Origin of the sequence: Bradyrhizobium sp. 22, assembly GCF_000482425.1 — a bacterium.
In the GTDB taxonomy this organism is placed as follows: domain Bacteria; phylum Pseudomonadota; class Alphaproteobacteria; order Rhizobiales; family Xanthobacteraceae; genus Bradyrhizobium; species Bradyrhizobium japonicum_B.
In genome coordinates this window covers 260,391-284,805 of sequence record NZ_KI519399.1, presented here as the reverse complement: position 1 = coordinate 284,805, position 24,415 = coordinate 260,391, and the positions used below count along the sequence as shown (strand labels likewise).

General features: G+C 66.4%; 21 protein-coding genes and 1 tRNA gene. 10 read left to right on the top strand and 12 right to left on the bottom strand.

All coding sequences use genetic code 11. From position 1 onward, the window contains the following. Positions 1-24: 24 nt before the first annotated feature. Positions 25-1,371: an RsmB/NOP family class I SAM-dependent RNA methyltransferase gene (locus K410_RS0102635; RefSeq protein WP_028133399.1), complete on the bottom strand. Its 1,347-nt coding sequence runs from the start codon at positions 1,369-1,371 to the stop codon at positions 25-27. A gap of 190 nt (positions 1,372-1,561) precedes the next feature. Between K410_RS0102635 and K410_RS0102630 the strand changes: the two genes are divergently transcribed. Next, complete coding sequence (locus K410_RS0102630; RefSeq protein WP_028133398.1) at positions 1,562-1,771, top strand: DUF1674 domain-containing protein; 210 nt, start codon at positions 1,562-1,564, stop codon at positions 1,769-1,771. A 77-nt stretch (positions 1,772-1,848) separates the two neighbouring features. Here the strand turns inward: K410_RS0102630 and cysN are convergent, their stop codons facing one another. The 4 genes from cysN to K410_RS0102605 all read right to left on the bottom strand — a co-directional run bounded on the left by cysN (position 1,849) and on the right by K410_RS0102605 (position 7,604). Next, a complete protein-coding gene (cysN, locus tag K410_RS0102625; RefSeq protein WP_028133397.1) occupies positions 1,849-3,744 on the bottom strand; it encodes a sulfate adenylyltransferase subunit CysN in 1,896 nt (631 codons plus the stop codon). Beyond that, positions 3,744-4,706, bottom strand: coding sequence for a sulfate adenylyltransferase subunit CysD (gene cysD / locus K410_RS0102620; RefSeq protein ID WP_028133396.1), 963 nt, complete (start codon positions 4,704-4,706; stop codon positions 3,744-3,746). Before cysD ends, cysN begins: the two co-directional genes overlap by 1 nt. 5 nt (positions 4,707-4,711) lie before the next feature. Beyond that, complete coding sequence (locus K410_RS0102615) at positions 4,712-5,731, bottom strand: sulfotransferase family protein (protein ID WP_028133395.1); 1,020 nt, start codon at positions 5,729-5,731, stop codon at positions 4,712-4,714. A gap of 154 nt (positions 5,732-5,885) precedes the next feature. Then, a complete protein-coding gene (locus K410_RS0102605) occupies positions 5,886-7,604 on the bottom strand; it encodes a methyl-accepting chemotaxis protein (protein ID WP_028133394.1) in 1,719 nt (572 codons plus the stop codon). A gap of 200 nt (positions 7,605-7,804) precedes the next feature. Here K410_RS0102605 and K410_RS0102600 point away from each other — a divergent pair, with 200 nt between their 5' ends. After that, positions 7,805-8,386: a thermonuclease family protein gene (locus tag K410_RS0102600; RefSeq protein ID WP_049819905.1), complete on the top strand. Its 582-nt coding sequence runs from the start codon at positions 7,805-7,807 to the stop codon at positions 8,384-8,386. A 54-nt stretch (positions 8,387-8,440) separates the two neighbouring features. Here K410_RS0102600 and K410_RS0102595 read toward each other — a convergent pair whose 3' ends face one another. Continuing rightward, positions 8,441-8,956, bottom strand: a complete 516-nt coding sequence (locus K410_RS0102595) for a L,D-transpeptidase (RefSeq protein WP_028133392.1) — start codon at positions 8,954-8,956, stop codon at positions 8,441-8,443. A gap of 421 nt (positions 8,957-9,377) precedes the next feature. Further along, on the bottom strand, positions 9,378-11,324 hold the full coding sequence (acs, locus tag K410_RS0102590) for an acetate--CoA ligase (RefSeq protein ID WP_028133391.1): 1,947 nt from the start codon (positions 11,322-11,324) through the stop codon (positions 9,378-9,380). Positions 11,325-11,724: 400 nt separating this feature from the next. Between acs and K410_RS0102585 the strand changes: the two genes are divergently transcribed. Then, positions 11,725-12,891, top strand: a complete 1,167-nt coding sequence (locus K410_RS0102585) for a DNA topoisomerase IB (protein ID WP_028133390.1) — start codon at positions 11,725-11,727, stop codon at positions 12,889-12,891. Positions 12,892-13,013: 122 nt separating this feature from the next. Here K410_RS0102585 and K410_RS0102580 read toward each other — a convergent pair whose 3' ends face one another. From K410_RS0102580 to tsaD, 3 genes are all read right to left on the bottom strand, one after another. Continuing rightward, positions 13,014-13,427: an EVE domain-containing protein gene (locus tag K410_RS0102580; protein WP_028133389.1), complete on the bottom strand. Its 414-nt coding sequence runs from the start codon at positions 13,425-13,427 to the stop codon at positions 13,014-13,016. Positions 13,428-13,545: 118 nt separating this feature from the next. Further along, entirely contained in the window at positions 13,546-14,526 is a 981-nt protein-coding gene (locus K410_RS0102575; protein WP_028133388.1) for an NAD(P)H-dependent glycerol-3-phosphate dehydrogenase, read from the bottom strand. Between the two features lies 1 nt (position 14,527). Continuing rightward, on the bottom strand, positions 14,528-15,595 hold the full coding sequence (gene tsaD, locus K410_RS0102570; RefSeq protein ID WP_196236047.1) for a tRNA (adenosine(37)-N6)-threonylcarbamoyltransferase complex transferase subunit TsaD: 1,068 nt from the start codon (positions 15,593-15,595) through the stop codon (positions 14,528-14,530). A gap of 158 nt (positions 15,596-15,753) precedes the next feature. Here tsaD and K410_RS0102565 point away from each other — a divergent pair, with 158 nt between their 5' ends. The 5 genes from K410_RS0102565 to K410_RS0102545 all read left to right on the top strand — a co-directional run bounded on the left by K410_RS0102565 (position 15,754) and on the right by K410_RS0102545 (position 20,533). Next, on the top strand, positions 15,754-16,500 hold the full coding sequence (locus K410_RS0102565; RefSeq protein ID WP_028133386.1) for a uroporphyrinogen-III synthase: 747 nt from the start codon (positions 15,754-15,756) through the stop codon (positions 16,498-16,500). A gap of 64 nt (positions 16,501-16,564) precedes the next feature. Next, positions 16,565-17,803 carry a COG4223 family protein gene (locus K410_RS0102560; RefSeq protein WP_028133385.1) on the top strand — a complete coding sequence of 413 codons (1,239 nt, stop codon included), beginning with the start codon at positions 16,565-16,567 and terminating at the stop codon, positions 17,801-17,803. A gap of 36 nt (positions 17,804-17,839) precedes the next feature. Further along, positions 17,840-19,609, top strand: a complete 1,770-nt coding sequence (locus K410_RS0102555) for a heme biosynthesis HemY N-terminal domain-containing protein (protein ID WP_028133384.1) — start codon at positions 17,840-17,842, stop codon at positions 19,607-19,609. 99 nt (positions 19,610-19,708) lie between these two features. Next, positions 19,709-19,784, top strand: a tRNA-Thr gene (locus tag K410_RS0102550). A gap of 356 nt (positions 19,785-20,140) precedes the next feature. Further along, complete coding sequence (locus K410_RS0102545) at positions 20,141-20,533, top strand: hypothetical protein (protein WP_028133383.1); 393 nt, start codon at positions 20,141-20,143, stop codon at positions 20,531-20,533. Positions 20,534-20,600: 67 nt separating this feature from the next. Here K410_RS0102545 and K410_RS0102540 read toward each other — a convergent pair whose 3' ends face one another. Then, positions 20,601-21,650 (bottom strand): polysaccharide deacetylase family protein, encoded by a 1,050-nt coding sequence (locus K410_RS0102540; RefSeq protein ID WP_028133382.1) that lies wholly within the window; start codon positions 21,648-21,650, stop codon positions 20,601-20,603. Between the two features lie 253 nt (positions 21,651-21,903). Here K410_RS0102540 and K410_RS0102535 point away from each other — a divergent pair, with 253 nt between their 5' ends. Then, the gene (locus K410_RS0102535) at positions 21,904-22,212 is read left to right on the top strand and encodes a hypothetical protein (RefSeq protein ID WP_028133381.1); all 309 of its coding nucleotides are present in this window, start codon (positions 21,904-21,906) and stop codon (positions 22,210-22,212) included. Positions 22,213-22,386: 174 nt separating this feature from the next. Then, positions 22,387-22,602, top strand: a complete 216-nt coding sequence (locus tag K410_RS0102530) for a hypothetical protein (protein ID WP_028133380.1) — start codon at positions 22,387-22,389, stop codon at positions 22,600-22,602. Positions 22,603-22,685: 83 nt separating this feature from the next. On the opposite strand, the gene K410_RS0102525 is transcribed toward K410_RS0102530, so the two are convergent. After that, positions 22,686-24,374 carry an MFS transporter gene (locus K410_RS0102525; RefSeq protein ID WP_028133379.1) on the bottom strand — a complete coding sequence of 563 codons (1,689 nt, stop codon included), beginning with the start codon at positions 24,372-24,374 and terminating at the stop codon, positions 22,686-22,688. Between the last annotated feature and the right edge of the window lie 41 nt (positions 24,375-24,415).

The window sequence follows — 24,415 nt, the reverse complement described above, 5'->3', positions numbered from 1 at the left end:
GTGGTCGCAAAATCCAGTGCAAAATCAGGATTTAACCAGCCGGGCCGCGAAAAATCCGTCGAGCCCGCCGAGCTTGGGATCGGCATGCGGCAGATGGCAGGGCAGGGTGCGCAGATCGCCTTCCGGGTTGAGGATTTCGTCGAGGCCCGCGACCTCCGCGGCCGCGATCGGAACGCGGCGAAGCGCCGGCTCGGCCGCCAGCAGCGTCGCCACGGCCTGCTCGCCTTCTTCGGGTTCCAGCGAGCAGGTGCAGTAGATCAGCGTACCGCCCGGCTTGAGCAGCGACACCGATTTTCGCAGCAGCCGTTGCTGGAGCGCGGTCAGGGGGGCGATGTCGGATTCCTGCCGCAGCCAAGCCACGTCGGGATGGCGGCGGATCGTGCCGGTCGAGGTGCAGGGCGCATCGATCAGGACACCGTCGAAGCCCTCGGCCGGGCCGGCCCATTCCACGGCGTCGGCGACGACGGTCTCGGCCTGGAGCGACAGCCGCGCCAGGTTCTCGCGCAGCCGTGCCACCCGGGCCGGCGAGCGGTCGATCGCCGTGACCTGCGCGCCCGCCAGCGCCAGTTGTGCGGTCTTGCCGCCAGGGGCGGCGCAGAGATCTGCAATGGACTTGCCTTTGACGTCGCCGAACAGCCGGGCCGGCAGCGCGGCGGCGGCGTCCTGCACCCACCATTGTCCCTCGGTGAAGCCGGGCAGCATCGTCACCGAGCCGTGCAGCAGCATCCGCACCGTCCCGGTCGGCAGCATCTCGCCGTGCAGGCGGCTCGCCCATTGCGCGGGATCCGACTTCACAGTGAGATCGAGCGAGGGCTCGTGGCCGAGCGCCAGCGCCATCTCTCGTGCGGTGGCTTCGCCATAATGTGCGCTCCAGCGCGCGAGCAGCCATGGCGGAAGGTCGAGCGATTGCGTGGCGACCTCCTCGACCAGCGCCTTGCCCTCGCGCGCGCAGCGGCGCAGCACGGCATTGACGAGGCCGGCATAGCGCGCGGCGCGCCGGTCGGATTGCACCAGGCGAACGGAGAGATCGACGGCGGCGTGATCCGGCACGTCCATCCAGAGGATCTGCGCCGCGCCGATCAGCAGCGCGCTCTGCGCACGCGGCGCGTCGGAGGGAATGCCCTTGTCGAGCAGGCGCGACAGCACGTGGCCGAGCGTGCCGAGCCGGCGCAGCACGGTGGCAACCAGGCGCCGCATCAACGCCCGGTCGCGATCGGCCAGCGACTTCAGTCCGGGATGGGCACCGCTGCCGTCGAGCTGGTCGTCAAGCGTGCGGCGCTTGTGCAGCACGCCGTCGACGATGTCGGCGGCAATCCGTCGTGCCGCAAGGCCTGGCACTTCGGGCGGAGGAGCAAAACGTTGAGATGGCATGCGGAAGCAAGGTTCTGAGCGAGCGGCAGTTCCGCCGCAATGGGCGCATGCCTCGAGAAGGCGATCTCTGGCACGCGAATATGCCAAATGTAAGAATCGCTTCCGGCTTTTTCAGCCCTTTCGGGCCTGATTTCAGGAATGCGTTATTGCACGTCGCATTGCGGCCCGTCCTGCGCTAGAAGACCGGACGATGAGTGACCAGCCTCCTGTTCCCGATCGCAAGCCGCTCACGCCGGCAGCCCAGCGCGCGCTGGCCGAAGCCGAGGCACGCCGGCAGGCTGCTGCCGCGGAAGCCGGCAGCGAGGCCACGGCCAAGGCGAAGGAACTGCAGGGACCGAAGGGACCCGAGCCGACCCGCTACGGTGACTGGGAGCGCAAGGGCATCGCCTCCGACTTCTGAGCCTCACGCTTGACCTCTCCCGCAAGCGGAGAGGGAGCGCACCTCCTTCGTGGCTGTATCGGAGTCAGGGCCGGTCGTTACAGGTAATTGCGTTCTCGCAAGTAACCGATGATGCGCTCACAAGCCGCGTCGGTCGACAGCTCCGAGCTATCGATGGTGATTTCCGGCGCCTGCGGCGCCTCGTAAGGCTGGTCGATGCCGGTGAACGCCGGTATCTCGCCTGCCCGTGCCTTGCGATAGAGTCCCTTGGGATCGCGACGCTCGCATTCGGCGAGCGGGGTCGCGACATGGATCTCGATGAATTCGCCCGCCTCGACCCGCTGGCGCGCCAGCTCGCGCTCGCTGCGGAACGGCGAGATCAGCGCGACCAGCGCGATCATGCCGGCATCGACGAACAGCGCGGCGATCTCCCCGGCGCGCCGGACGTTCTCGGCCCGGTCCGCGCTGGAGAAGCCGAGGTCGCCGTTGATGCCGTGGCGAAGATTGTCGCCGTCGAGCAACGCGGCGTGGCGGCCGAGCTCGGCGAGCCTGCGGTCGACGAGATCGGCGATCGTCGATTTGCCGGCACCGCTCAGTCCCGTGAACCAGAGCACGCATGGCCGTTGCTGCTTCAGCCGCGCGCGCACCGATTTGTCGACGGCAAGCCGCTGCCAATGAACGTTGGTGGCGCGGCGGAGCGAATGCTCGATCATTCCCGCCGCGGCGGTGCGGTGGCTGATCGGGTCGACCAGAATGAAGCTGCCCATGTCGCGGTCGTCGCGATAGGCCTCGAACGCCAATGGACGGTCGAGGTTGAGATCGGCGAAGCCGATCTCGTTGGCATCGAGCGTTGCGGCGCTCTCCTGGGCCATGGTGTCGATGGCGATGCGATGCTTGAGCGTCGTGACCACCGCACCGGTCGAGGCCGTGCCGCATTTGAGCATATAGCGCCGGCCCGCGACCATGGGTTCGTCGTCGAACCAGACGAGGTGGGCGGCCAATTGATCCGAGAGCTGCGGCGCGGGACCGGCCGTCAGCACGTCGCCGCGGCTGACGTCGATCTCGTCGGCCAATGTGAGCGTGATCGATTCGCCCGCCGCCGCGCGATCGCGTTCGCCGCCGGGGGTGAGAATGCGCGCGACGCGGGTCTGACGGCCCGAGGGCTGCACCGCGACGGTCTCGCCGGTCGCAATCGTTCCGCTGGCGATCCGGCCGCAGAAGCCGCGAAACTCCGCGTTCGGCCGGTTGACCCATTGCACCGGCAACCGGAATGGCCGCTGCGAGGCGTCGCCGGACACGTCGACCGATTCCAGATAGGCCGTGACGGTCGGCCCGGCGTACCAGGGCATCCGCGCGCTCGCGGCGACGATGTTGTCGCCGTCGGGCGCCACCACCGGAATGCACTGGACCTGCGATATCCCGAGCTGCCCGGCCATGGTCAGGTATTCGGCAGTGATGGCCGCAAAGCGATCTCCGTCGAATCCGATCAGATCCATCTTGTTCACGGCGAGCACGACGTGACGGATACCCAGCAGCGACAGGATATGGCTATGGCGCCGCGTCTGTGTGATCACGCCCTTGCGGGCGTCGACCAGCACCACGGCGAGCTCGGCGTTGGAGGCGCCCGTCGCCATGTTGCGCGTATATTGCGCATGGCCTGGCGTGTCGGCGACGATGAAGCGGCGCAGCCTGGTGGCAAAGAAGCGGTAGGCGACGTCGATGGTGATGCCCTGCTCGCGCTCCGCCTGCAAGCCGTCGACCAGCAGCGCGAAATCGAGATCGCCGCCGGTGGTGCCGACGGTCTTGCTCTCGGACGCCAGCGCGTCGAGCTGGTCGTCGAGCAGCGTCTTGGAATCGTAGAGCAGGCGGCCGACCAGCGTGCTCTTGCCGTCGTCGACGCTGCCGCAAGTGACGAAACGCAGCGTCGGACGGTCGTCCTGGTCCAGCCGCGGCGCACCGGAAGCGGCGATCGTGGGGGCTTCGTGATAGGACATCAGAAGTAGCCTTCCGCTTTCTTGCGCTCCATCGATGCCGGACTGTCCCGGTCGATCATGCGTCCCTGCCGTTCGGAGGTGCGCGAGGCCGTCATCTCCCGCACGATCTCGGGCAGGGTTGCCGCCGTCGAGATCGTGGCACCGCTGAGCGGATAGCAGCCCAGGGTGCGAAATCTGACCGAGCGCCATTGCGGCTGTTCACTTGCATGCAGCGGCAGCCGTTCGTCGTCCACCATGATCAACGCGCCGTCGCGCTCGACCACGGGGCGCGAGGCCGCCAGATAGAGTGGAACGATCGGGATGTCCTCGAGCAGGATGTAGTCCCAGACGTCGAGCTCGGTCCAGTTCGACAGCGGAAACACCCGCATGCTCTCGCCGGGCGCGAGCATCGTGTTGTACAGGCTCCATAGCTCGGGCCGCTGGTTCTTCGGATCCCAGCGATGCGCCGCGCTCCGGTGCGAGAACACGCGCTCCTTGGCACGCGACTTCTCCTCGTCGCGCCGCGCTCCCCCGATCGCGGCATCGAAGCCGTGACATTCGAGCGCCTGCCGCAACGCCTGCGTCTTCATGACATCGGTGTAGCGGGCCGAGCCGTGGGTGAAGGGGTCGATGCCCTCGCGCAATCCGTCGTTGTTGGTATGGACGATCAGATCGAGGCCGAGTTCGTGTGCGCGGCGGTCGCGAAATGCGATCATCTCGCGGAACTTCCAGGTGGTGTCGACGTGCAGCAGCGGAAACGGCGGCTTGCCGGGATGAAACGCCTTCATCGCCAGATGCAGCAGCACCGAGGAATCCTTGCCGATCGAGTAGAGCATGACCGGCTTGCGGAACTCGGCTGCCGTCTCCCTGAGGATGTGGATGCTTTCCGCTTCCAGGCGTCGGAGATGGCTGGCGACAGGAAGCTGCTTGCCGCCTGCATCTTCACGGAGGGTGGGATCGGCGTTGGTGGGAATGTCCAGCATGACGATCACGCGGCCGCAGCGAACCAGTCGCCGAACAGACGTTGCGACAGCGCCGCATTCAGGCCGAGGTCGCGAACGCAGGCTGCGACCGAGGCGCGATAGGCATCGTTGACACCACAGCGCTCCAGAACCTCGCGTTGCGCTTCGCTCAGAGAGGCGGTGGCACGGCGCTGGTAGCGATAGGCACTGTCGGAGGTGTGCAGATTGGGCACCTTGTAGATGGTCGCTTCGCTCGGGAAGATGACGCGCGCGTTGTTCGCTTGCGCCTCTCCCGGTTCCCGCCAGGACGTCACGGCATTCTCGTTGAAGCTGCCCGAAAGGCCGATCCGGTCGAACAGCACGCGGATCGACGACACGGCCTCCTTGCTCACCTCGTAGACGTAGTGAGTGACGGCAACGTCGTGTCGCTGGGCGTAGCTGGCGACCTGAGCCGCGCTGAGCGCGGCAACGACATAGTGCCGCAGCAGTACATCTGCAGGCGCGCGCGAGATCAGCTTGTCGAGCCACGACGCCAGCGAGCTCGCCGGCTCGCGGTCGAGCATGATGAGGTACAGGCGGTGCGGCGGATAGCCCGCCTCGATCAGCAACTTGAGCGGATTGAACAGGCTCTCGGCGAGCACGTAGGGTCCGATCGTTTCCTTGCTGAAGATATGCGGCTCGTCGTCCGCCGACGGCACGATCCACGGTGCCGGCCTGTGCCCGACGAGCGCATCGCGCAGCATGGCCTTCAACGGCTGGTAATAGGAAGGCATCCCCGTCATGCCGAACAGATTGCTCAGGGCCGTCGATCCGACGCGCGCCTTGCCGCATGCAAAATAGAGCATGGGAAAATCTTGCGGCGGACGATGCTTGAAGCCGTCGGCCAGGCACTCCGTCACCTCGCGCATCAGCGTTTCGAGCGCGACGGTCCTGGTTTGGAATCCGTCCACCGGCGAAAGCAGCGTGGTTTCGAGTGAAGGATGTTGCTGACGAACGAGATCGGCGATTCGCTCGAGCGAATCGGGGGACGATGCGTCGATGTTCATGGTGGGGGACTCGCTGAACAAGTTCCGCAAGCAAGTTGCTTACGCTTCTATGTTCAACCTATCGTTGCCAAGGGCGCCGGTCAAACCCGGGTAATCCCGGGGGTTGTGAATGTCCGGCGAGCACGGCAATTGTGCTCGCCGCGTCGTTGCTGACCTATGCGGCGCGCACGGTGTCGAGGAACTTCTCGACCTCGGTCTTCAGGAGACCGCTCTCGCGCGACAGCGAGCGCGCCGACGCCAACACCTGTCCCGATGCCGCGCCGGTCGCGCTGGCGCCCTGGCTGACGTGGGCGATCTTGTCCGCGACTTCGACCGTTCCCTTGGCCGCTTCGCTGACGTTTCGCGCAATCTCGGCCGTCGCGGCGCCCTGCTGTTCGATCGTCGCGGCAATGGTCGTCGAGATGTCGGAGATGCGGCCGATGGTCGTCCCAATTTCCTTGATCGCTCCAACGGAGTCCTCCGTTGCCGATTGCATGCCGGCGATCTGTGAGCTGATTTCCTCGGTCGCACGCGCGGTTTGCGCCGCGAGCGCCTTGACCTCGCTCGCCACGACCGCAAAGCCGCGGCCGGATTCGCCGGCGCGGGCGGCCTCGATCGTTGCGTTCAGCGCCAGGAGGTTGGTCTGCTCGGCGATGGCCGTAATCAGTTTGACGACGTCGCCGATGCGGCCCGCCGCCTTGAGCAGCTCGTTGATCCGGGCATCGGTGCGCTCGGCCTGCTTGACCGCATCGCCGGCGATGCGGCTGGAATCGTGCACCTGGCGGCCGATCTCGACGACCGACGTGCTCATTTCCTCGGCCGCGGACGCCACGGCTCCCACATTGGTGGAGGCTTCCTCCGAGGCGGCGGCGACCATTCCAGAGAGCTGCTGGGTCTGTTCGGCCGTGCCCGACAACGTGCCGGCCGCGGCTTCGAGCTGCTGGGAGGCGGTCGACACCGAGTCGATGATGCCGCCGACCGCAGTTTCGAACGCGTTGGCGAGCCGGGTCATCTCCTGCTTGCGCTGGGCGGCGGCTGCGGCTTCCTGGTTCTTCTGCTCGGCTTCCATCTGCTCGATGCGAATCAGATTTTCCTTGAAGGTCTGTGCTGCGCGGGCGTTGTCACCGACCTCGTCGCCGCGGCTCGTGTAGGGAATTTCGACCGCCTTGTTGCCTCCCGCGAGTTGCAGGAGCACGTCGCCGATGCGCCGGATCGGGCGGGCGACGTTCAAGACGGAAAAGACCGCGGAGCCGATCAGCGTCAGGACCACGAAGAGACCGACGATCAAGGCGAAGTTCGCGACCCGGTCCAGTTCGGCCAGCATCTCGCCCTTGCGGCGCGCGGCGAATTCGTTGGCGACGCCGACGAGATCGTCGATCCGCTTGCTGACCTCCTGGGCTGCCGGCCGCATCTGCTCGGCGAGAATGCTTGCCCTGGCCGATTCGGCTGCAAGCTTGGCACCCCCTGCAGGAGCGGCAATGACGGCCTTTTGCGCCGCCGCCAGCTCGACGCCGCTGGCCAGATACGCGTCGACGAATTTCTTGGTCTCGCGGTAGGCGTCCTGCGTGACCTTCCGGGTCGCCCGCTCCATCGCTGCGTGGATCTCCGTGCCGGCTTCGCCCGCCCGGGTGCGGAGAAGCTCGAGCAGCCTGTCCGCTTCACCGGCCGACGGTGCCGAGCCGAGCTCGAGAGCGGCGAGCTGCGCCCGTGCCATCGCCGTCTGCGCCGCCTGCGCATTGCCCTTGTTGAGATAGTTGATCGTGACGAGACGATTGGATTCCGCAATCGAGCGGTTGCCGAGCATTTGATTGGTCAGCATGCCGCCGACCAACACGACGCTCACGCCCGTGACGATGCCGAGCTTTGTTCCAATGCGAAACCTGAATGACCCCACGGCAATCTCCCCTCGATTTGTCGTATAACAGGTATGCGCAACCAATGATTGAGAATTTGAAAAGATTCGCGGTCGCCCAGTAGAACTACGGCTGACGCGCTGTCGAAGCGGAAATTTCGTGCAAGCTCACAGCGGATCCGGTTCCGCCGGGTGCGCGCTTGCGCTTGTGAGTTCCCCCGACTCAGTCCTAGCGTGAGCTGATGCGTTTCAAGGATCGTCCCCATTCCTATCGTCCGCAGTTCGGCGGCTCGCCGTTCGGCCGCCGCTTCACCGGCCTACTGCCCTGGATGTTCGTGGTGAGCATCGCGCTGGCCGTCGTGCTCACATTTCGTCATGGAACGCATTGGCTCGTTCCCGAGGCCGATCGTACCGGAGATGCCGAGATCGTTCTTCAGCAGACCGGCCACGCGGATGTGCGTCCCGTCGAATTCATCCGTGCAGTCGATGGCGATACTTTTCTCGCGCGTGTTCGTGTGCGTGAGGGACGCGATCACGTCGTGCGCATTCGGCTGCGCGGCATCGATGCGCCCGAACTGAAAGCATCCTGCCAGGAGGAGCTGGACAAGGCCGAAGCCGCGGCCCGTGCCTTGCGCGATCTGCTCGGCCAGGGCGGCGTGACCATCACCAATCTCGGTCCGGACAAATATGGCCGCGTGCTCGCCGATGTCGCGACGCGGCGGACCGCGAACGTTTCCGCGGCGTTGCTCGCCGGCGGCTTCGTGCGCAGCTACAACGGCGGCCATCGCGACGGCTGGTGCGCACGCGGCTGGCGGTTCTGGTAACAAAAAAGCCGCGTCCAAAGACGCGGCTCGTTGTTGTCGCGGCCGATCGCGGGATCAGCGCGTCACGACCACCGTGGTGCCGACGGAGACGCGGCTATAGAGATCGGTGATGTCGTCGTTGAGCATGCGGATGCAGCCATAGGAGACGAAGCCGCCGATCGAGCCCGGCACGTTGGTGCCGTGGATGGCGTATTCGCCGCCGGCCAGCGTCAGCGCCGCGACGCCCATCGGGTTGCGGGGCGAGCCGCCGGGAATCATGTCGGGAATGTTGGGCTTGTCGCGCTTGACCTCGGCCGGCGGCGCCCAGGCCGGGTTGCGATACTTGCCGTCGATCTTCGTCGTGCCGGCCCATTGCTTGCCGGACTTGCCGACGCCGACCGGATAGCGCACGGCGTGGCCGTTATCGAGAACGAGATAGAGTTTGCGCTCGCTGGTTTTGACCACGATCGTGCCCGGCGAATAGTCCGCAAGGCGCGTGCCCACTATTTCCGGCCGCGCTTCTGCCGCCGTCGACATCAAGATCCCGGCTCCGATGATGGCGGCCATCGCCACCGCAATCCTCATCGACATCGATCTCCCCCTTGCCCCAATCGGATCATCCAAAATGACGCAGAACCCGCAATCGCCGCCGCGCCAAGTCCTCGTGAGGGGACATTCTTAACCGCGCCCGTTAACCGGATGGTTTCCACGCGCGGCCACCGAAGGCCGGCCAGCAGGGGGAACAAAGGAAATGTTCGAAATAAAGTAAATGACCTGAAAACAACACTCGGCGGGAAATATACCGCCGCGCCGCGGCGCGCGCTGACAAGCGCGTGAGGCTATGAACGGCTGTTGGTTGAAGGCGAGCTCAACAGCCGCTCTCGTGTCCCGGACAAGCGCAGCGAAGCGGAGCGCCGACCCGGGACCTAGTTCTTTCTTCCACGGCAGGATGGGCCCCGGCTCGGCAGCGCATCACTTGCGTGCTGCGCTGCGTCCGGGGCACGGGCTTGCCTTACGCCGGCTTCCGGTTCTGCCGGTTCTTGACGAGGTCATCGACCACGGCGGGATCGGCCAGGGTCGAGGTGTCGCCCAGGCTGCCCGGCTCGTCCTCGGCGATCTTGCGCAGGATGCGGCGCATGATCTTGCCGGAACGGGTCTTTGGCAGGCCCGGCGCGAACTGGATCTGGTCGGGCGAGGCGATCGGACCGATCTCCTTGCGCACCCAGGTGACGAGCTCCTTGCGCAGATCCTCGGTCGGCTCGATGCCGGCCATCAGGGTGACGTAGGCGTAGATGCCCTGGCCCTTGATGTCGTGCGGGAAGCCGACCACCGCGGCCTCCGAGACCTTCTCATGTGCCACCAGCGCGCTCTCGACTTCCGCGGTGCCCATGCGATGGCCGGAGACGTTGATGACGTCGTCGACGCGGCCGGTGATCCAGTAATAGCCGTCGGCATCGCGCCGGCAGCCGTCGCCGGTGAAATACTTGCCCTTGTAGGTCGAGAAATAGGTCTGCTCGAAGCGGGCATGGTCGCCATAGACGGTGCGCATCTGGCCCGGCCATGAGCGGGTGAGGCAGAGATTGCCTGAGGTTTCGCCCTCGAGCACCTTGCCGTCGGCATCGACGATCTCGGGCACCACGCCGAAGAACGGCTGGGTCGCCGAGCCGGGCTTGAGCTTGGTCGCGCCCGGCAGCGGCGTGATCAGGATGCCGCCGGTCTCGGTCTGCCACCAGGTGTCGACGATCGGGCAGCGATCGTCGCCGACGACGCGATGATACCATTCCCAGGCTTCCGGGTTGATGGGCTCGCCGACCGAGCCGAGCAGGCGCAAGCTCGCGCGCGAGGTCTTCTTCACCGGCTCGTCGCCCGACTGCATCAGCGCGCGGATCGCGGTCGGCGCGGTGTAGAAGATGTTGACCTTGTGCTTGTCGATGACGTTCCAGAACCTGGAATTATCCGGGTAATTCGGCACGCCTTCGAACATCAGCGTGGTCGCGCCGTTCGCGAGCGGCCCATAGAGGATGTAGCTGTGGCCGGTGACCCAGCCGACATCCGCGGTGCACCAGTAGATGTCGCCGTCGTGATAGTCGAAGACGTATTGATGCGTCATCGAGGCGAACACGAGATAGCCGGCTGAGGTGTGCAGCACGCCCTTGGGCTGGCCGGTCGAGCCCGACGTGTAGAGGATGAACAGCGGGTCCTCGGCGTGCATGTGCTCGACCGGGCATTCCGTCGTCACCATGGCCGCCGCCTCGTGATACCAGAGGTCGCGCGTCGGATTCATGTCGATCTTGGCGCCGGTGCGCTTGACCACGACGACCCAGTCGACGCCGTCGGCCTTGGCGAGCGCTGCGTCGACATTGGCCTTCAGCGGCACCTTCTTGCCGCCGCGCAGGCCTTCGTCCGCGGTGATGATGACCTTGGATTTGCAGTCGTTGATGCGCTGGGCGAGGCTGTCCGGCGAGAAGCCCGCGAACACCACGGAGTGGATCGCGCCGATGCGGGCGCAGGCGAGCATCGCATAGGCCGCTTCCGGAATCATCGGCAGGTAGATGGTGACGCGGTCGCCTTTCCCGACATTGCGGGTGCGCAGGATGTTGGCCATCCGGCAGACCTCGTCGTGCAGCTCCTGGTAGGTGATGTGCTTGGACTGCGAGGGATCGTCGCCTTCCCAGATGATCGCGGTCTGGTTGCCGCGCTTGGCGAGATGCCGGTCGATGCAATTGTAGGCGACGTTGAGGATGCCGTCCTCGAACCACTTGATCGAGATGTTGCCGGGTGCGAACGAGACGTTCTCGATCTTCGTCGGCGCATGCATCCAGTCGATGCGCTTGGCCTGCTCCGCCCAGAAACCGTTCGGGTCCGAGATCGAGCGAGCGTACATCTCCTTGTACTTGGCCTGGTCGACCCAGGCGCGCTTCGCCCACTCCGCAGGGACGTCGTAGATCTTCTCGGACATGCTTTCCCTCCACATTCGGCAGGCCGAACGCGAGCGACCGGCGAGCCGACTTGATCATTGACTGATTATGCGTCGGGCTAACCGGACCCGACAAGGAGCACAAGCTGGACCTTCGGCGGGTCGCCGGCCATGCGGAAGATCAAGCCCGCCTGCGGCGACTGTCGCAGATCTGAAACAGGACCTGGGGAGCGTTCAGGCCTCCACCCAAGCCTCAGAAATCGGCCGACGCAGGGCGTCCATGCGGTGCGGCCGGTATTGGGTAACCTCTGGTCACTGATTCGGGACTCGCAATGCGGTTCGGAACACCCTAAATGGCCAACCCGGGTCCAAAGAGGCTCTTCGGAACAAAAATCAGAATTGCGGCATTGACCGATAACAGACAGGGCTAAGGCATAAGACTATGATGGATCAGCAGAATCTCGGGACGATACGGCCCGCTTCAGCCGATCCTGCGGCCATTGCGCTGGCCAAGGCCCTCGGACAATGGCCCAAATCGGCCCCTTTCAGGGGTCCCAGCCCCAAAAAGACCTTTGACACGGCGCCGGCGACGGTCGAGGCGCTTGCCAAGGAACTCGGCCTGCGGCTTGGCGACCAGAACGAGCTGACCATTCGCCGCATCAGGCGCGGCAAGGGCTATTCCTTCGTCCGTCCCAACGGCGCCCACATCCGCGATGCCCGCACCATCCGCCGGCTGCACGCCATGGCGGTGCCGCCGGCCTATCGCGAGGTGCGCTATTCGGCCGATCCGAGCTCGCATCTTCAGGCCGTGGGCCGCGATGCCGCGGGCCGGCTGCAATATCGCTATCACGCCGATTGGGAGAAGGTCCGCGAGCATCGCAAGGCACATCGCCTGGAGAAGCTCGTCGGTGCGCTGCCCAAGATCCGGCGCAAGGTCTCGGCGTTCCTGTCGGGTGACGAGCCGACGCGTGAATTTGCGCTCTCCGCCGTCATCGAGCTGATCGCGCGCACCGCGATCCGCCCCGGCAACGAATCCTATGCCCGCCTCAACGGCACCCGCGGCGCGACAACGCTGCTGAAGTCGAACGTCACGCTGGAAGACGATTGCTTCGTGCTGACCTTCAAGGCGAAGGGCGGCAAGGCCGTGCGCAAGGAATGCGACGCGGCCAAGCTGGTGCGCGCCATCGGCATCTTGCAGGGCGTCCCCGGCAAGCGGATGTTCCAGTATCGCGATGCCAACGGCATCGTGCGTGCGGTCAGCACCACGCAGGTGAACGCGTTCCTGCGCGAGATCGCCGGCATCAAGATCTCGCTGAAGGATTTTCGCACGCTGATGGCCTCCGCCGTGGTCGTCGAATCCTTGTCACGCATCACGCCGGCGACCAGCCAGCGCGGCCGCAACAAGCAGGTGCTGGACGCGATCCGCGCCGCCGCCGACAAGCTCTCCAACACGCCGGCGATCTGCCGCAAGAGCTACGTCCACGACACCATCGTCACCGCCTTCGAGGAGGGCATCCTCGAACGCTTTGCCGCGACCATGAAGGGCCAGCGCTCGCAGGCGCGGCGCGAGCAGCTGCTGGCGCAAGTGGTGGCCACAGCGGCGGTGTAACGCCGGTGCCGAAGGGTGGGCAAAGCGAAGCGTGCCCACCATTTCTAACAAATATCGAGAGAGTTCGTGGGCACGGCGCGGAGTGCGCCTTTCACACCCTACGAGAGCTATACGTGCGGCGACTAAATCCCGCCCATCTTGCAGACGAGCTTCCACTCCTCCGCCGTCACCGGCTGCACCGAGAGCCGCGAATATTTCACCAGCGCCATATCGGCCAGCTTCTTCTCGGCCTTGATCGCGGCCATCGTCACCGGATTCTTCAAGGGCTTGTCGGCCTTGATGTCGACGCAGACGAATTTGCCGGTCTTGTCGGTCGGATCGGGATAGGCCTCCTTGATGACCTCCGCGATGCCGACGATCTCCTTGCCCTCGTTGGAATGATAGTAGAACGCCTTGTCGCCCTTCTTCATGGCGACGAGGTTCTGGCGCGCGGTGTAATTGCGCACGCCGGTCCAGGCCTCGCCCTTGGCGCCCTTCGCCACCTGCTGGTCCCAGGACCACACCGACGGTTCGGATTTCACCAGCCAGTAGTTCATGACAACGCGCCCTGTCCATTCGTCATGGCCGGGCTTGTCCCGGCCATCCACGTCTTCGTCACCAGTTCAATATCAAGACGTGGATGCCCGCGACAAGCGCGGGCATGACGAGAAGACGTCATTCCTCAGACTTGAAGGGGCGCGTCAGCAGCCCCGAAATCGCCGCGTCGATCGTGCTCCGGCCGCCCAGGATCGCCGCGACCGCTTCCGAGACCGGCATCTCGATGTTTCGCGAAGCTGCGAGCTCGATCAAGACCGGCGCGGTGAACTCGCCTTCGGCGAGCTTGCCGGCCGGCGACGGCTCGCCGCGTCCGAGCGCGAGCCCCAGCGCGAAGTTGCGCGATTGCGGGCTCGCGCAGGTCAGGATGAGGTCACCGAGACCGGAGAGCCCCGCGAGCGTCTCGCTGCGTGCCCCGAGCGCGCGGCCGAGGCGGGTCAGTTCGGCAAAGCCGCGCGTCGTCAGCGCGGCCTGGGCGGAGGCGCCGAGCTTGCGCCCGACCGCGATGCCGACTGCGATCGCCAGCACGTTCTTGGCGGCGCCGCCGATCTCGACGCCGCGGATGTCGGTCGAGTGATAGGGGCGGAATGTCGGCGAGCCCAGCGCCTGCACCAGCGCGCTTGCCAACCGCTCATCGCCGGCCGCCAGCGTCACCGCGGTCGGCAGGCCGCGCGCGACGTCATCGGCGAAGCTCGGTCCCGACAGGATCGCCGGCTGCGCGCTGGGGGCGGCTTCCGCAATCACGTCGGTCATGAATTTGTGGGTGCCGTGCTCGATGCCCTTGGCGCAGGCCACGATCGGCGCGGGCCTTGCCAGATGCGAGGCCAGCATGTTGACCGCGCCGCGCAGATGCTGCGCCGGCGTCGCGATCAGCAGCATGTCCGCGCGCGACGCCTCGGCGAGGTCGCTCGTGACGACGATCTCGGCGGCGATCCGCACGCCGGGCAGCCGCGGATTGTCGCGCGTCGATGCGATCCGCGCGGCATGTTCGGCGTTGCGCGCCCAAAGCGTCACGGCGCGCCCGGCCCGTGCGGCCACGGTCGCCAGCGCCGTGCCCCAGGCGCCCGCGCCGATCACCGCGACGGATTGGAACGCGGACATTCTAGTATCCCGCCCGCGTCTTGCCGTAGCCGGCCGGCGCCGTTGCGTTGGCGTCGAGCAGCCAGCGCGCCCGCGGCTGCGCGTCCATCGTGTCGGTCATCCCGAGCGCGAGGCGCTCGGCGCCGGCCCAGGCGATCATCGCGCCATTGTCGGTGCAGAGCGCGGGCGGCGGCATGATCAATTGCGTCCCGGCTTGCCGTGCGACCTCGTCGAGGGCGCCGCGGATCGCCTGATTGGCGGCAACGCCGCCGGCGGCCACCAGCGCGCAGGGCGTGCCGAATTTCTCGCGGAAAAGTCTCAAGCCGACGTTCAACCGGTCGGCCGTCGATTCGAGCACCGCAGCCTGAAAGCTCGCGCAGAGATCGCTGATGTCCTGCGGCGTGATCTCTGGCAATCGGCTCGCCTCGGTGCGCACCGCCGTCTTCAATCCCGACAGCGAGAAATTCGCATCGGGCCTGCCTTGCATCGGCCGCGGGAACGCAAAGCGGGTGGCATCGCCGCTCGCCGCCGCGCGCTCGACCTGCGGGCCGCCGGGATAGGGCAGGCCCAGCATCTTCGCGACCTTGTCGAAGGCCTCGCCGATCGCATCGTCGACGGTGGTGCCGAGCCGCACATATTGGCCGACGCCGGTGACCGCGACGATCTGGGTATGGCCGCCGGAGGCGAGAAACAGGCAATAGGGAAACGCGATGCCATCGGTGAGGCGCGGCGTCAGCGCATGCGCCTCCAGATGGTTCACTGCGACCAGCGGCGTGTCGTGCACCATCGCGATCGCCTTCGCGGTGGTGAGCCCGACGATGACGCCGCCGATCAGGCCCGGCCCCGCGGCGGCCGCGACGCCGCCGAGCTCGCCGAAGCCGATGCCGGCCTCGCGCATGGCGCGATCGACGATGCCGTCGAGCAGGTCGACATGGGCGCGGGCGGCGATCTCCGGCACCACGCCGCCGAAGCGGGCATGCTCCTCGATCTGCGACCGCACGATGTTGGACAGGATCCTGCCGCTGCCGTCAGAGGCGCGTTCGATCACAGCCGCGGCGGTCTCGTCGCAGGTGGTTTCGATGCCCAGCACCAGCATTGGCGAATTGTTATCCAATTTGCGCCCTTGCGCTCATCCGTAAAGCAGAGTTCTGGTACGTCCGGTAGCATTCCGGGACCAGATTGCGCAATCGTCACGAAGCAAGCCGTCCGGGTCGTGCGTCACCGCCAATTGGTTCGGGAACAGCAGCGATGTCCATTCTTGTTACACGGCCGCATCCCGACAATGAAGCGACCGCGGCCAATCTACGCGCGCGGGGGCATGCGGTGCTGCTTGCGCCGGCGCTCAAGTTCGAGCCGGTCGCCTTCCATGACAAAGGTGAAGCTCCCTACGGCGCCGTCCTCGTCACGTCGGCCAATGCGATCCGCGCCGTCGCGCCGCAATTGCGCGACCTTGGTCTGCTGGAGCTACCGTTGTTTGCGGTCGGCGAGCATACGGCCACTGCTGCGCGCGACGCCGGCTTTACCCGGGTGATCGTCGCCGGCGGCGATGCCGCGTCCTTGCGCGACAAGGTGATGCAGAGCGCGCGCGACAAGGTGCTGAAGAAGAAGAGCACGCTGCTGTATCTCGCGGGCGCGGATCTGTCGCGCGACCTCGGCGGTGAGCTCGATGCGGAGGGCTTCTCCGTGGTCACGCAGACCACCTATCGGATGACGCCCGTCAAGCATCTGCCGCGCGAGGTCTGCGAGGGCTTTGCCGCCCACGGGGTCGAGGCGGTGCTGCACTACTCCCGGCGTAGCGCCCGGGCGTTCCTGGATGCGGCACGGGACGAAGGCGTCGAAATCTCGGCGCTGGCGATACCGCAATGCTGTCTGTCCGAGGCGGTCGCGGGCGCGCTGCGCGAGGCCGGCGCGTCGCAGGTTCTGGTTGCCGCGACACCGGACGAAAATGCCTTGTTTGCCACCTTGGAGCGTGCTTTGCGGACCCGTTTGGCGTAAGAGGTCGGGCCGAATCCGATGCAATCTAGTTCACCTTGATATGGAAGTGTGAGGAACCGTCACGATGGCCGACGACAAGCCTGAAGACGCAGGATTGGCGCCCGACAGCGGTCGTGCCAAGCGCACTCCGCCCACCATTGATCTCGAAGCCACCGAAGTCGCGACCCAGCCGCAGGAGACGGCGGCCGAGCCCGAGACCCAGCCAGCGCCGGAGCACGCCGCGTCTGAACAGGCAGAACCCGACGTGGTTGACGCAGAGCCGGAGCGCGTCGAAGCGCAGGCTCCGGCATCGTCGATTTCGCCCTGGGTCGTTGCGCCGTTCTCCGGCGCTGCCGCGGCTGCAATCGTGATCGCGGTCGGCTGGATGCTGGGCTGGCCGGCGGTGCAGGCGCCGCCTGCCGCACCGCAAGTCACGAGCGCGACGGTTGACGCGCTGAGCGGGCGCGTCAGCGCGGTCGAGGCCAAGGCCGGCAAGCCCGTGACCGATCCGGCCATGGCGGCGCGGATCGACGCGATCGAGAAATCGATCGGCAGTTTGCGGAGCGACGTCGCCAATCTGCGTACGCAGGCCGACAAGACGGCGAGTGCACTGAACGACGTGAAGTCCGCGCCAGGTGCTGCCGCGCCCGATCTTTCCGCGCTCAACGAACGCTTCGCACAGCTCGAACGCGCCAGCAGGGCCGAACGGGCGGAGCTCGCGCAACAGGGCGAGAAGATCGCCGATGCCACGGCGAAGGACGACAAGCGGCTGCGTAGCGTGGTGGCGGCGGCTCTGCTCGACGTGGCTGTTCGCCACGGCGATCCTTATCAGCAGCAATTGGCCGCGGCGCGGTCGCTGGCAGCCAAGCCCGACACGCTGAAGCCGCTCGACACGTTCGCATCGTCGGGCATCCCGACGCAGGTCGCGCTGAGCCGCGAGCTGCTCACCATCGTGCCGAAGCTGTCGCCGCCGGCGGAAGCCCCGGCCGCGAGTGCCGGCATCGTCGAGCGTCTCCAGGCCGGAGCCTCAAAACTGGTCCGCATCGAGCGCACCGACGGCGTCGGCAACGACCGCGGCGCGATCGTGGCGCGCGTGACGGCGGCCGCGCTGCGTAACGATTTCGTGGAGGCGCGGCGCGAGCTGAAGTCGCTGCCGGAGGCCGATCGCACAGCGGCGCAGGTCTGGCTCGACAAGGCCGATGCCCGCGACGCCGCGCTCGCTGCGTCCCGCAAATTCGCCGACGATGCGATGGCGGATCTCGCCAAATCTGATCCGGCCAAATCTGATCCGGCCAAGTCTGATCCGGCCAAGCCTGCTCAATAAGATTCGCGCAACAATCGGCGCGTAATAGGGATCGTCATGCTTCGCATCGTCCTCTTTCTCGTCCTGATCGCGCTGGCGGCGGCCGGCGCGGCCTGGGTTGCCGACCAGCCCGGCGATCTCGTGCTGACCGCAGGTAGTTTCCGGATCTCGACGACGCTTCCCAGATTCGTGTTCCTGCTCGGCCTGTTTGCCGCGGCTGTCGTGCTGGTCTGGAGCATCTTGACGATGGTCTGGCGCACGCCGAAGCGCCTGCGGCGGCGCCGCCAAGACAAGCGCCAGGCAAAGGGCCGCAACGCCATCACTCACGGCCTGCTCGCGATCGGCCATGGCGATTCCGCACTCGCCCGCCGTCACGCCGAAGCGGCGCGGCGGCATGCACCGAACGATCCGCTCGCGCTGCTGCTGCACGCGCAGTCGGCGCAGCTCGAAGGCAATCGCGAGGAGGCGCAGCGCGTCTTCCGCGTGATGGCCGAGCGCGAGGACACGCGCCTGCTCGGCCTGCGTGGCCTGTTCATCGAGGCGCAGCGCGCCGACGATGCGGTCGGCGCGGTGTTGATCGCGCAGGAAGCGATCAAGCTGTCGCCGGCCTCGACCTGGGCCTCGCATGCGGTGCTTGGCTTCCGCTGCGCGCGCGGCGACTGGAGCGGCGCGCTCGCGATCCTCGACTCGAATCTGCGCGCAGGTCAGATCGACAAGCAGACCTATCGCCGGCAGCGCGGCGTGCTGCTGACGGCGCGCGCGCTGGAGCTGGAGACCATGGACCGCGACGTCGCGCGTGAGAGCGCGATGGAAGCGGTCAAGCTTGCGCCGACGCTGGTGCCGGCCGCGGTGCTCGCGGCGAAATTCGAGAGCGAGGCGCATCAGGTGCGCCGCGCCATGAAGCTGGTGGAAGCCGCCTGGCTCGCCAATCCGCATCCCGATCTTGCCGAGGCCTATGCGCATGTGAAGCTCGGCGACACCGCCTGGCACCGCCTGCAGCGGATCGAGACCCTCGCCGCGAAGACGCCGGCCGACAAGCCCGGCCATGTCGAGGGCCAGCTCGCGATCGCGCGCGCCGCGATCGATGCCTCCGAATTCGCCCGCGCGCGCGAGGTGCTCGCGCCCTATGTCGGCGATCCGACCCAGCGCGTCGCGCTGCTGATGGCCGAGATCGAGCGCGCCGAGCATGGGGATAGCGGCCGCGCCCGCGCCTGGACCCTGCGCGCGGTGCGCGCCCGCCTTGATCCCGCCTGGACCGCGGACGGTTACGTCAGCGACACTTGGCGCCCGGTCTCCCCGGTCACCGGCCGCCTCGATGCGTTCCAGTGGCAGACGCCGGTCGCGAGCCTGCCCTCGGACAGGAGCACCACGATCGAGTCCTCGGCCTTCGAGGAAGCCATGCTGGCGGCGCCGCCACCGAAGCGCGTGACGGCGGCGGTCAGCGAAGCCCCGGCGGAACCGCCCGCGCCGGAAACCCCGGCTCCCGCCGCCCAGGACAATACGCCGCCCGAGTCCAAGGAAGCCGCCAAAGAATCCACCAAGGAAACGGTGACGGAAGAGCCGGCGGTCGCGCCCGCCGAGCCGGTCCAGCCGGTTGCTGAGCCCGCCGAATCATCGCCGCCGGCGGCTACCCCGGTGTTCCGGACCCGCGCCGACCTCGGCAAACCCGCTCCAGCGCCGATTCCGGCGGTCATCCCCCTCGTCCGGGCCCCCGACGATCCCGGGATCGACGACGAGGGTCCGAGCGATGAATTCACGGAACAAATCGGTACGCCCAAGGCCCAGGCCGGAGGGTGGCGCGGGTTCTGGTCACGCTGGGGCGCGTGAGCGCAATTCGAAGCCGGCTTGTCCTTGCCAATTCGGGCCATGACCGATATCAGGAGCGCGCGTATCGGGGCCGGCATCGCCAGGGTCCCGACAGGGTTCGCCGCAATAGCTCAGTCGGTAGAGCACGTCATTCGTAATGACGGGGTCGGGGGTTCGAATCCCTCTTGCGGCACCAGCGCCTCGATTGTCCGGCCCGGGCACATAGGTAGCAAATCGTACCTGAGACATGGGTGACAACCTCGTGCCGAACAGGTTGTCGGGGGTTTCAAAGCTTTCACTCCAGATTGGTCGCGTTTGCGGATCTGACGCGGTGGGCTCGGCGCCGATCCGTCGCTAGCACGGACGCTGAAAAGGGCGTTCGCCTGCTCAACCGCACGAGTTTTCCGGACGTAACGCTGCGGGTTCCATCGGCGCGGGTGTTGACCGCGGCCGGTCGGTTCGAAATTGCGGCGCGCTTATGTGAGGCCAATCACTTAACCCCGAGCACGTTGTCCGTAATGTCCCGATCACGCCAACACGGGGAGATTTCACATGCGCAAGATCATTCTGGTTGCCGCCATGGTCCTGAGTGCCGCATCGGCCCAGGCAGCCGGCTCCCGCAGCCTGTCCCTTGCAGCGTCGGGCGCTCAGGCTCCCGCTCCGCTGACCGCGTCGACGACCACAACCACGGCGCAGGCGAGCGAAGCTGCGCCGGCCATTGAGGCGCCGAAATATTCCGATCGTCCGCCGGCGGTGACGCTGTCTGCGCCGCCGGCCACGACAGCCGCACCTGCGACCACCGCGCCGACCAGCGCCCCGGCGCCGGTCGCAACGGCCAAGCCGGCCGCCAAGAAAACCGCAAGTTCAGACAAGCCGAAGCCCAAGCGCAGCTGGACCGAGCGCCGCATCATCAGCGAGCTGCATCGGCACGGCATCTATTGGTGAGCCTCTCGTCCAACGCAAACGGCCGGGCGAAAGCCCGGCCGTAGCGTTGTCGAAGTGATGGTCGCTCTTACTGCGAAATCGTCTGCACGACACTCGCGATCGGACGCGTATTCGTGCCTGCCGTCGGCACCTTCATGTCCTTCATCAGCGCCTCGTCATATTCCGGCAGCGTCTGCATCGTGGTCTTGGCCTTCATCTGCACGACCTTGTAACCGCCGGCCTTGAGGCGCGCGAGCAGCGCCGGCAGGGCTATGCCGGTGTTCTTCTGGAAATCGTGCATCAGGATGATGCCCTTGCCGAGCTTGTCGAGCCGCGTCATCACCGTCTCGATGATCTTCTCTGGCGTGGCGCCCTTGCGGAAATCGAAGGAATCGACGTCGGTCGAGAACATCGCGACGTTGCGGGTGCCGAAATAGCTCACGATCGCGGGATTGTGCTGAAGCTGCGGGAAGCGGAAGAACGGAGCCGGGTTGGCACCGAGCGCGAACTTCACCGCGCTGACGCCCTTCTCGACCTCGTCCTTGGCCATCTGCTCGGTCATCTTCTTGCCGTTCAGATTGACGTGCGACCAGGTGTGCGTGCCGACCGTGTGGCCCTGGGCCAGCACCTGCTTCAGGATCTCCGGATGGTAGGTCGCGTGCTTGCCGACCGAGAAGAACAGGCCCTTGGTGCATTCGTCGGCGAGCGCCTTCAGCACCGCGGGCGTGTTCACCGGCCAGGGACCGTCGTCGAAGGTCAACACGACCTCTTTCTCGGTTAGGAAGTCGAACTGCTTGAAATGATCGAAGCCGAAGCCGGGGCCGCCCGTCGTGTCGATCTCGACCACGCGGGAGACGCCGAGCGCGTTCGGATTGGCACAGGCCTGCTTCGGCTGCACCGGCATGACGGGAGCGGGCGCCGGCGCGGCTGCCGCCGGCTTGGCCGCCACCGTCGCGGTGGTCTCGACGTCATCCCTGGCGGCGAGCTTCGCCGGTGCCGGCAATGGATCGGCGGCACGGGCAGCAATTGTCTTGGGAGCGCCCTGATCGGCGCGCGCGGAATAATAAAACCAACCGCCGGCGGCGATCACGACCGCCGCAACTACACTGGCCAGCATCAGGCCCAACGCATTACGCATCGCTACTCTTTCCAATTACGCAACCAAACCTGCGGAATTTCCCGCGCGACACGCCATTAATGCGAAGTAACAGTTAACGTGACACCAACGCGACGGCGGTTGTGCAGGAATTTCAGGGCGGTGCGCCAACGTGACCGACGTCACAGTCGAGGTGGGCCGCGTGACGGTCATCACGGTGGAAACTGTTTTGCCGGAGCATCGTCGTTCCCATCAACAACGGGCCCGCTCTGCGCGGTGCCAATGGGAGCTTCAAATGACCAAGTCTTCGAGCACCAAGTCCTTCTCTGCCAGTCTGCGCGACGCCAGCCTGGCTCTGGGCATTGCCGCCATCGTCTCGATCGCTTCGACGAGCTCGAGCTTCGCCTTCTCGGCCGAGGCGCAGCAGATGTGCACTGGCGATGCTTTCCGCCTGTGCTCGTCGGAAATCCCCAACATCCCGAAGATCACGGCCTGCATGATCAAGCATCGTTCGGACCTAAGCGCCGGCTGCCGCGCGGTGATGGACAAGAATCTCGCCAAGGGCGCCTCGCGCAAGGTCGCTGACGCCGAGGTCAGCCAGTAACAACGCGCGACGACAACGATCCTCGCGCCGGCCAGCTCCCCGCCCGCGATGCACCCCGGCGTCATGCCGGGGCCCTGCGGCGGCATCCTTCCCGCCCGGCAATAAAGCCGTTGCAGGTGCGGGATCGTCGCACTAGCTTCCCCGCACGTCTTTCCGGGTAAGAGGCATTACGCGATGACCAGATTTCTTTTCATCATTCCTTTGCTCCTGTGCGCCTCGGTCGCATCCGCGCAGCAGCAGCCCGGCCACGATGCCTGCGCGCGCGACGTCACGCGCTTCTGCCGTCCCGTGATGAACAACGGCGACGGCGCCGTGCTCGCTTGCCTGAAGCAGAATCGAACGCGGCTGAGCAAAGGTTGCGACAAGGTGCTGGCCGAGCACGGGCAGTGATCGGAATCCATCGGGCGGCAAATTCTTGAGAGGAATGGATTCCGGGCTCGCGCTTCGCGCGCCCCGGAATGACGAAACAAAAACTAAGTGCTGCTTCCCGCCGCGGTCGCGACCACCGGCAGCACCTCGCCGCTGGCGCGATCCGGCGTCTCTTCCTGCCAGCGCACCGAGCCGAACGGCCGCTCCAGCATGCGGCGGATCCGCACCGGCTCGGGGCCGACGTGGAAACCGATCGCCTGCTGATGCAGCGCGCGTTCCGACTGGGTCGACCGGTTGCGCTGGCGCAAGTAGTCGAACCAGGTCGGGCAGTGGTAGCGCTCCGTCCACAGCTCAGGATCGGCGATGTCGCGCGCGATCGACCAGCCATAGGCGCCATTGCGCTGCCGCGAGAGCTGCACGTCCTGCATCACGTTGTGGAACGCGCGCGCGTTCTCCTGCGCGACGCGATATTCGATCTCGACCACGAGCGGCCCGCTGCGGCCCGTCAGCGACAGCTTCACCTCGGGATCGGCCAGCATGTCCGCATCCTCGTTGCGGGCGCCGACGCGCGGCATCGTGAGCCAGATGCCGAGCAGCGGCGAGATCAGCATCAGGCCGGCTGCGGTCAGCAGCGCGACCTCGACACCGGCGTAGTCGGTGAGATGGCCCCAGCCCCAGGCGCCGATCGCGATGCCGCCGGCGATCGCGGCCTGGAACGCAGCGAGCGAGCGGCCGGCGACCCAGCGCGGCGCCGAGAGCTGCACGCCGATGTTGAACAGCGCAATCGCGGCCATCCAGACCGCGCCGGCCAGCACCAGCGCCGCGGCCGTCAGCACCGGCTCCGTGCTCAGGGCCAGCGCGGCCATCGCGAACGCCATCGAGATGGTGCAGGCGCGGATCGCGGCCTCGCCGCTCATGCGCTTGCGCAGTTCGTGGATGTTGAGCGCGCCGATCACGGCGCCCATGCCGAAGGCGCCGAGCATGATGCCGTAGGTCTGCGCACCGCCGTGCAGCAGGTCGCGCGCGACCAGTGGCATCAGCGCCATGATGGCGCCGCCGATCAGGCCCATCACCAGCGTGCGCAACAGCACGATCTTGATCGGCGGCGAATTGGTGATGTAGCGGAAGCCCGAGACCATGGCGCGATTGAGCTTTTCCCGCGGCAGCCGTGAAGGCTCGACCGAGCGGCGCCAGAGCAGCAGCACCACCAACAGCGGAAGATAGAGGATCGCGTTGCAGGCGAACGCGGCCACCGCGCCAAGCGCGGCGACGATGACGCCGCCGACCGCGGGACCGAAGCTTCGCGCGATATTGTAGCTGATGCCGTTCAACGCGACGGCCGAAGGCAGCGCGTCGGGCGGCACCTGTTCGTTGACCGAAGACTGCCACGCCGGGCCGAACAACGCGTTGCCGCTGCCGACCACGAAGCAGAAGGCCAGTAATGTTTCCGGGGTGATGAGATTAAATCCGGCCAGCACGGTGAGCGCGCTGGCGCCGATCAACGCGATCGACAGCGAGATCAGCGCGACGATGCGGCGGTCATACATGTCGGCGATGGCGCCGGCCGGCATCGAAATCAGCATGATCGGCAGCATCAGGGCGGTCTGCACCAGCGCCACCTGGTCGGCCGATGCCGACATCTGTGTCATCGCCCAGGCTGCGCCGACGCCCTGAATCAGCAGGCCGAGATTGGAGAGCAGGCTGGCGAGCCAGATGCGCCGGAACACGGTGTAGCGCAGCGGCGCGGTGATGCCGTCGGCGGCCATCTTCTGACGGTTTGGCTGCTCGGTCATATCCCCTTCCATATGGGCTGGCAGAAGCGGTCCTGGGCGAT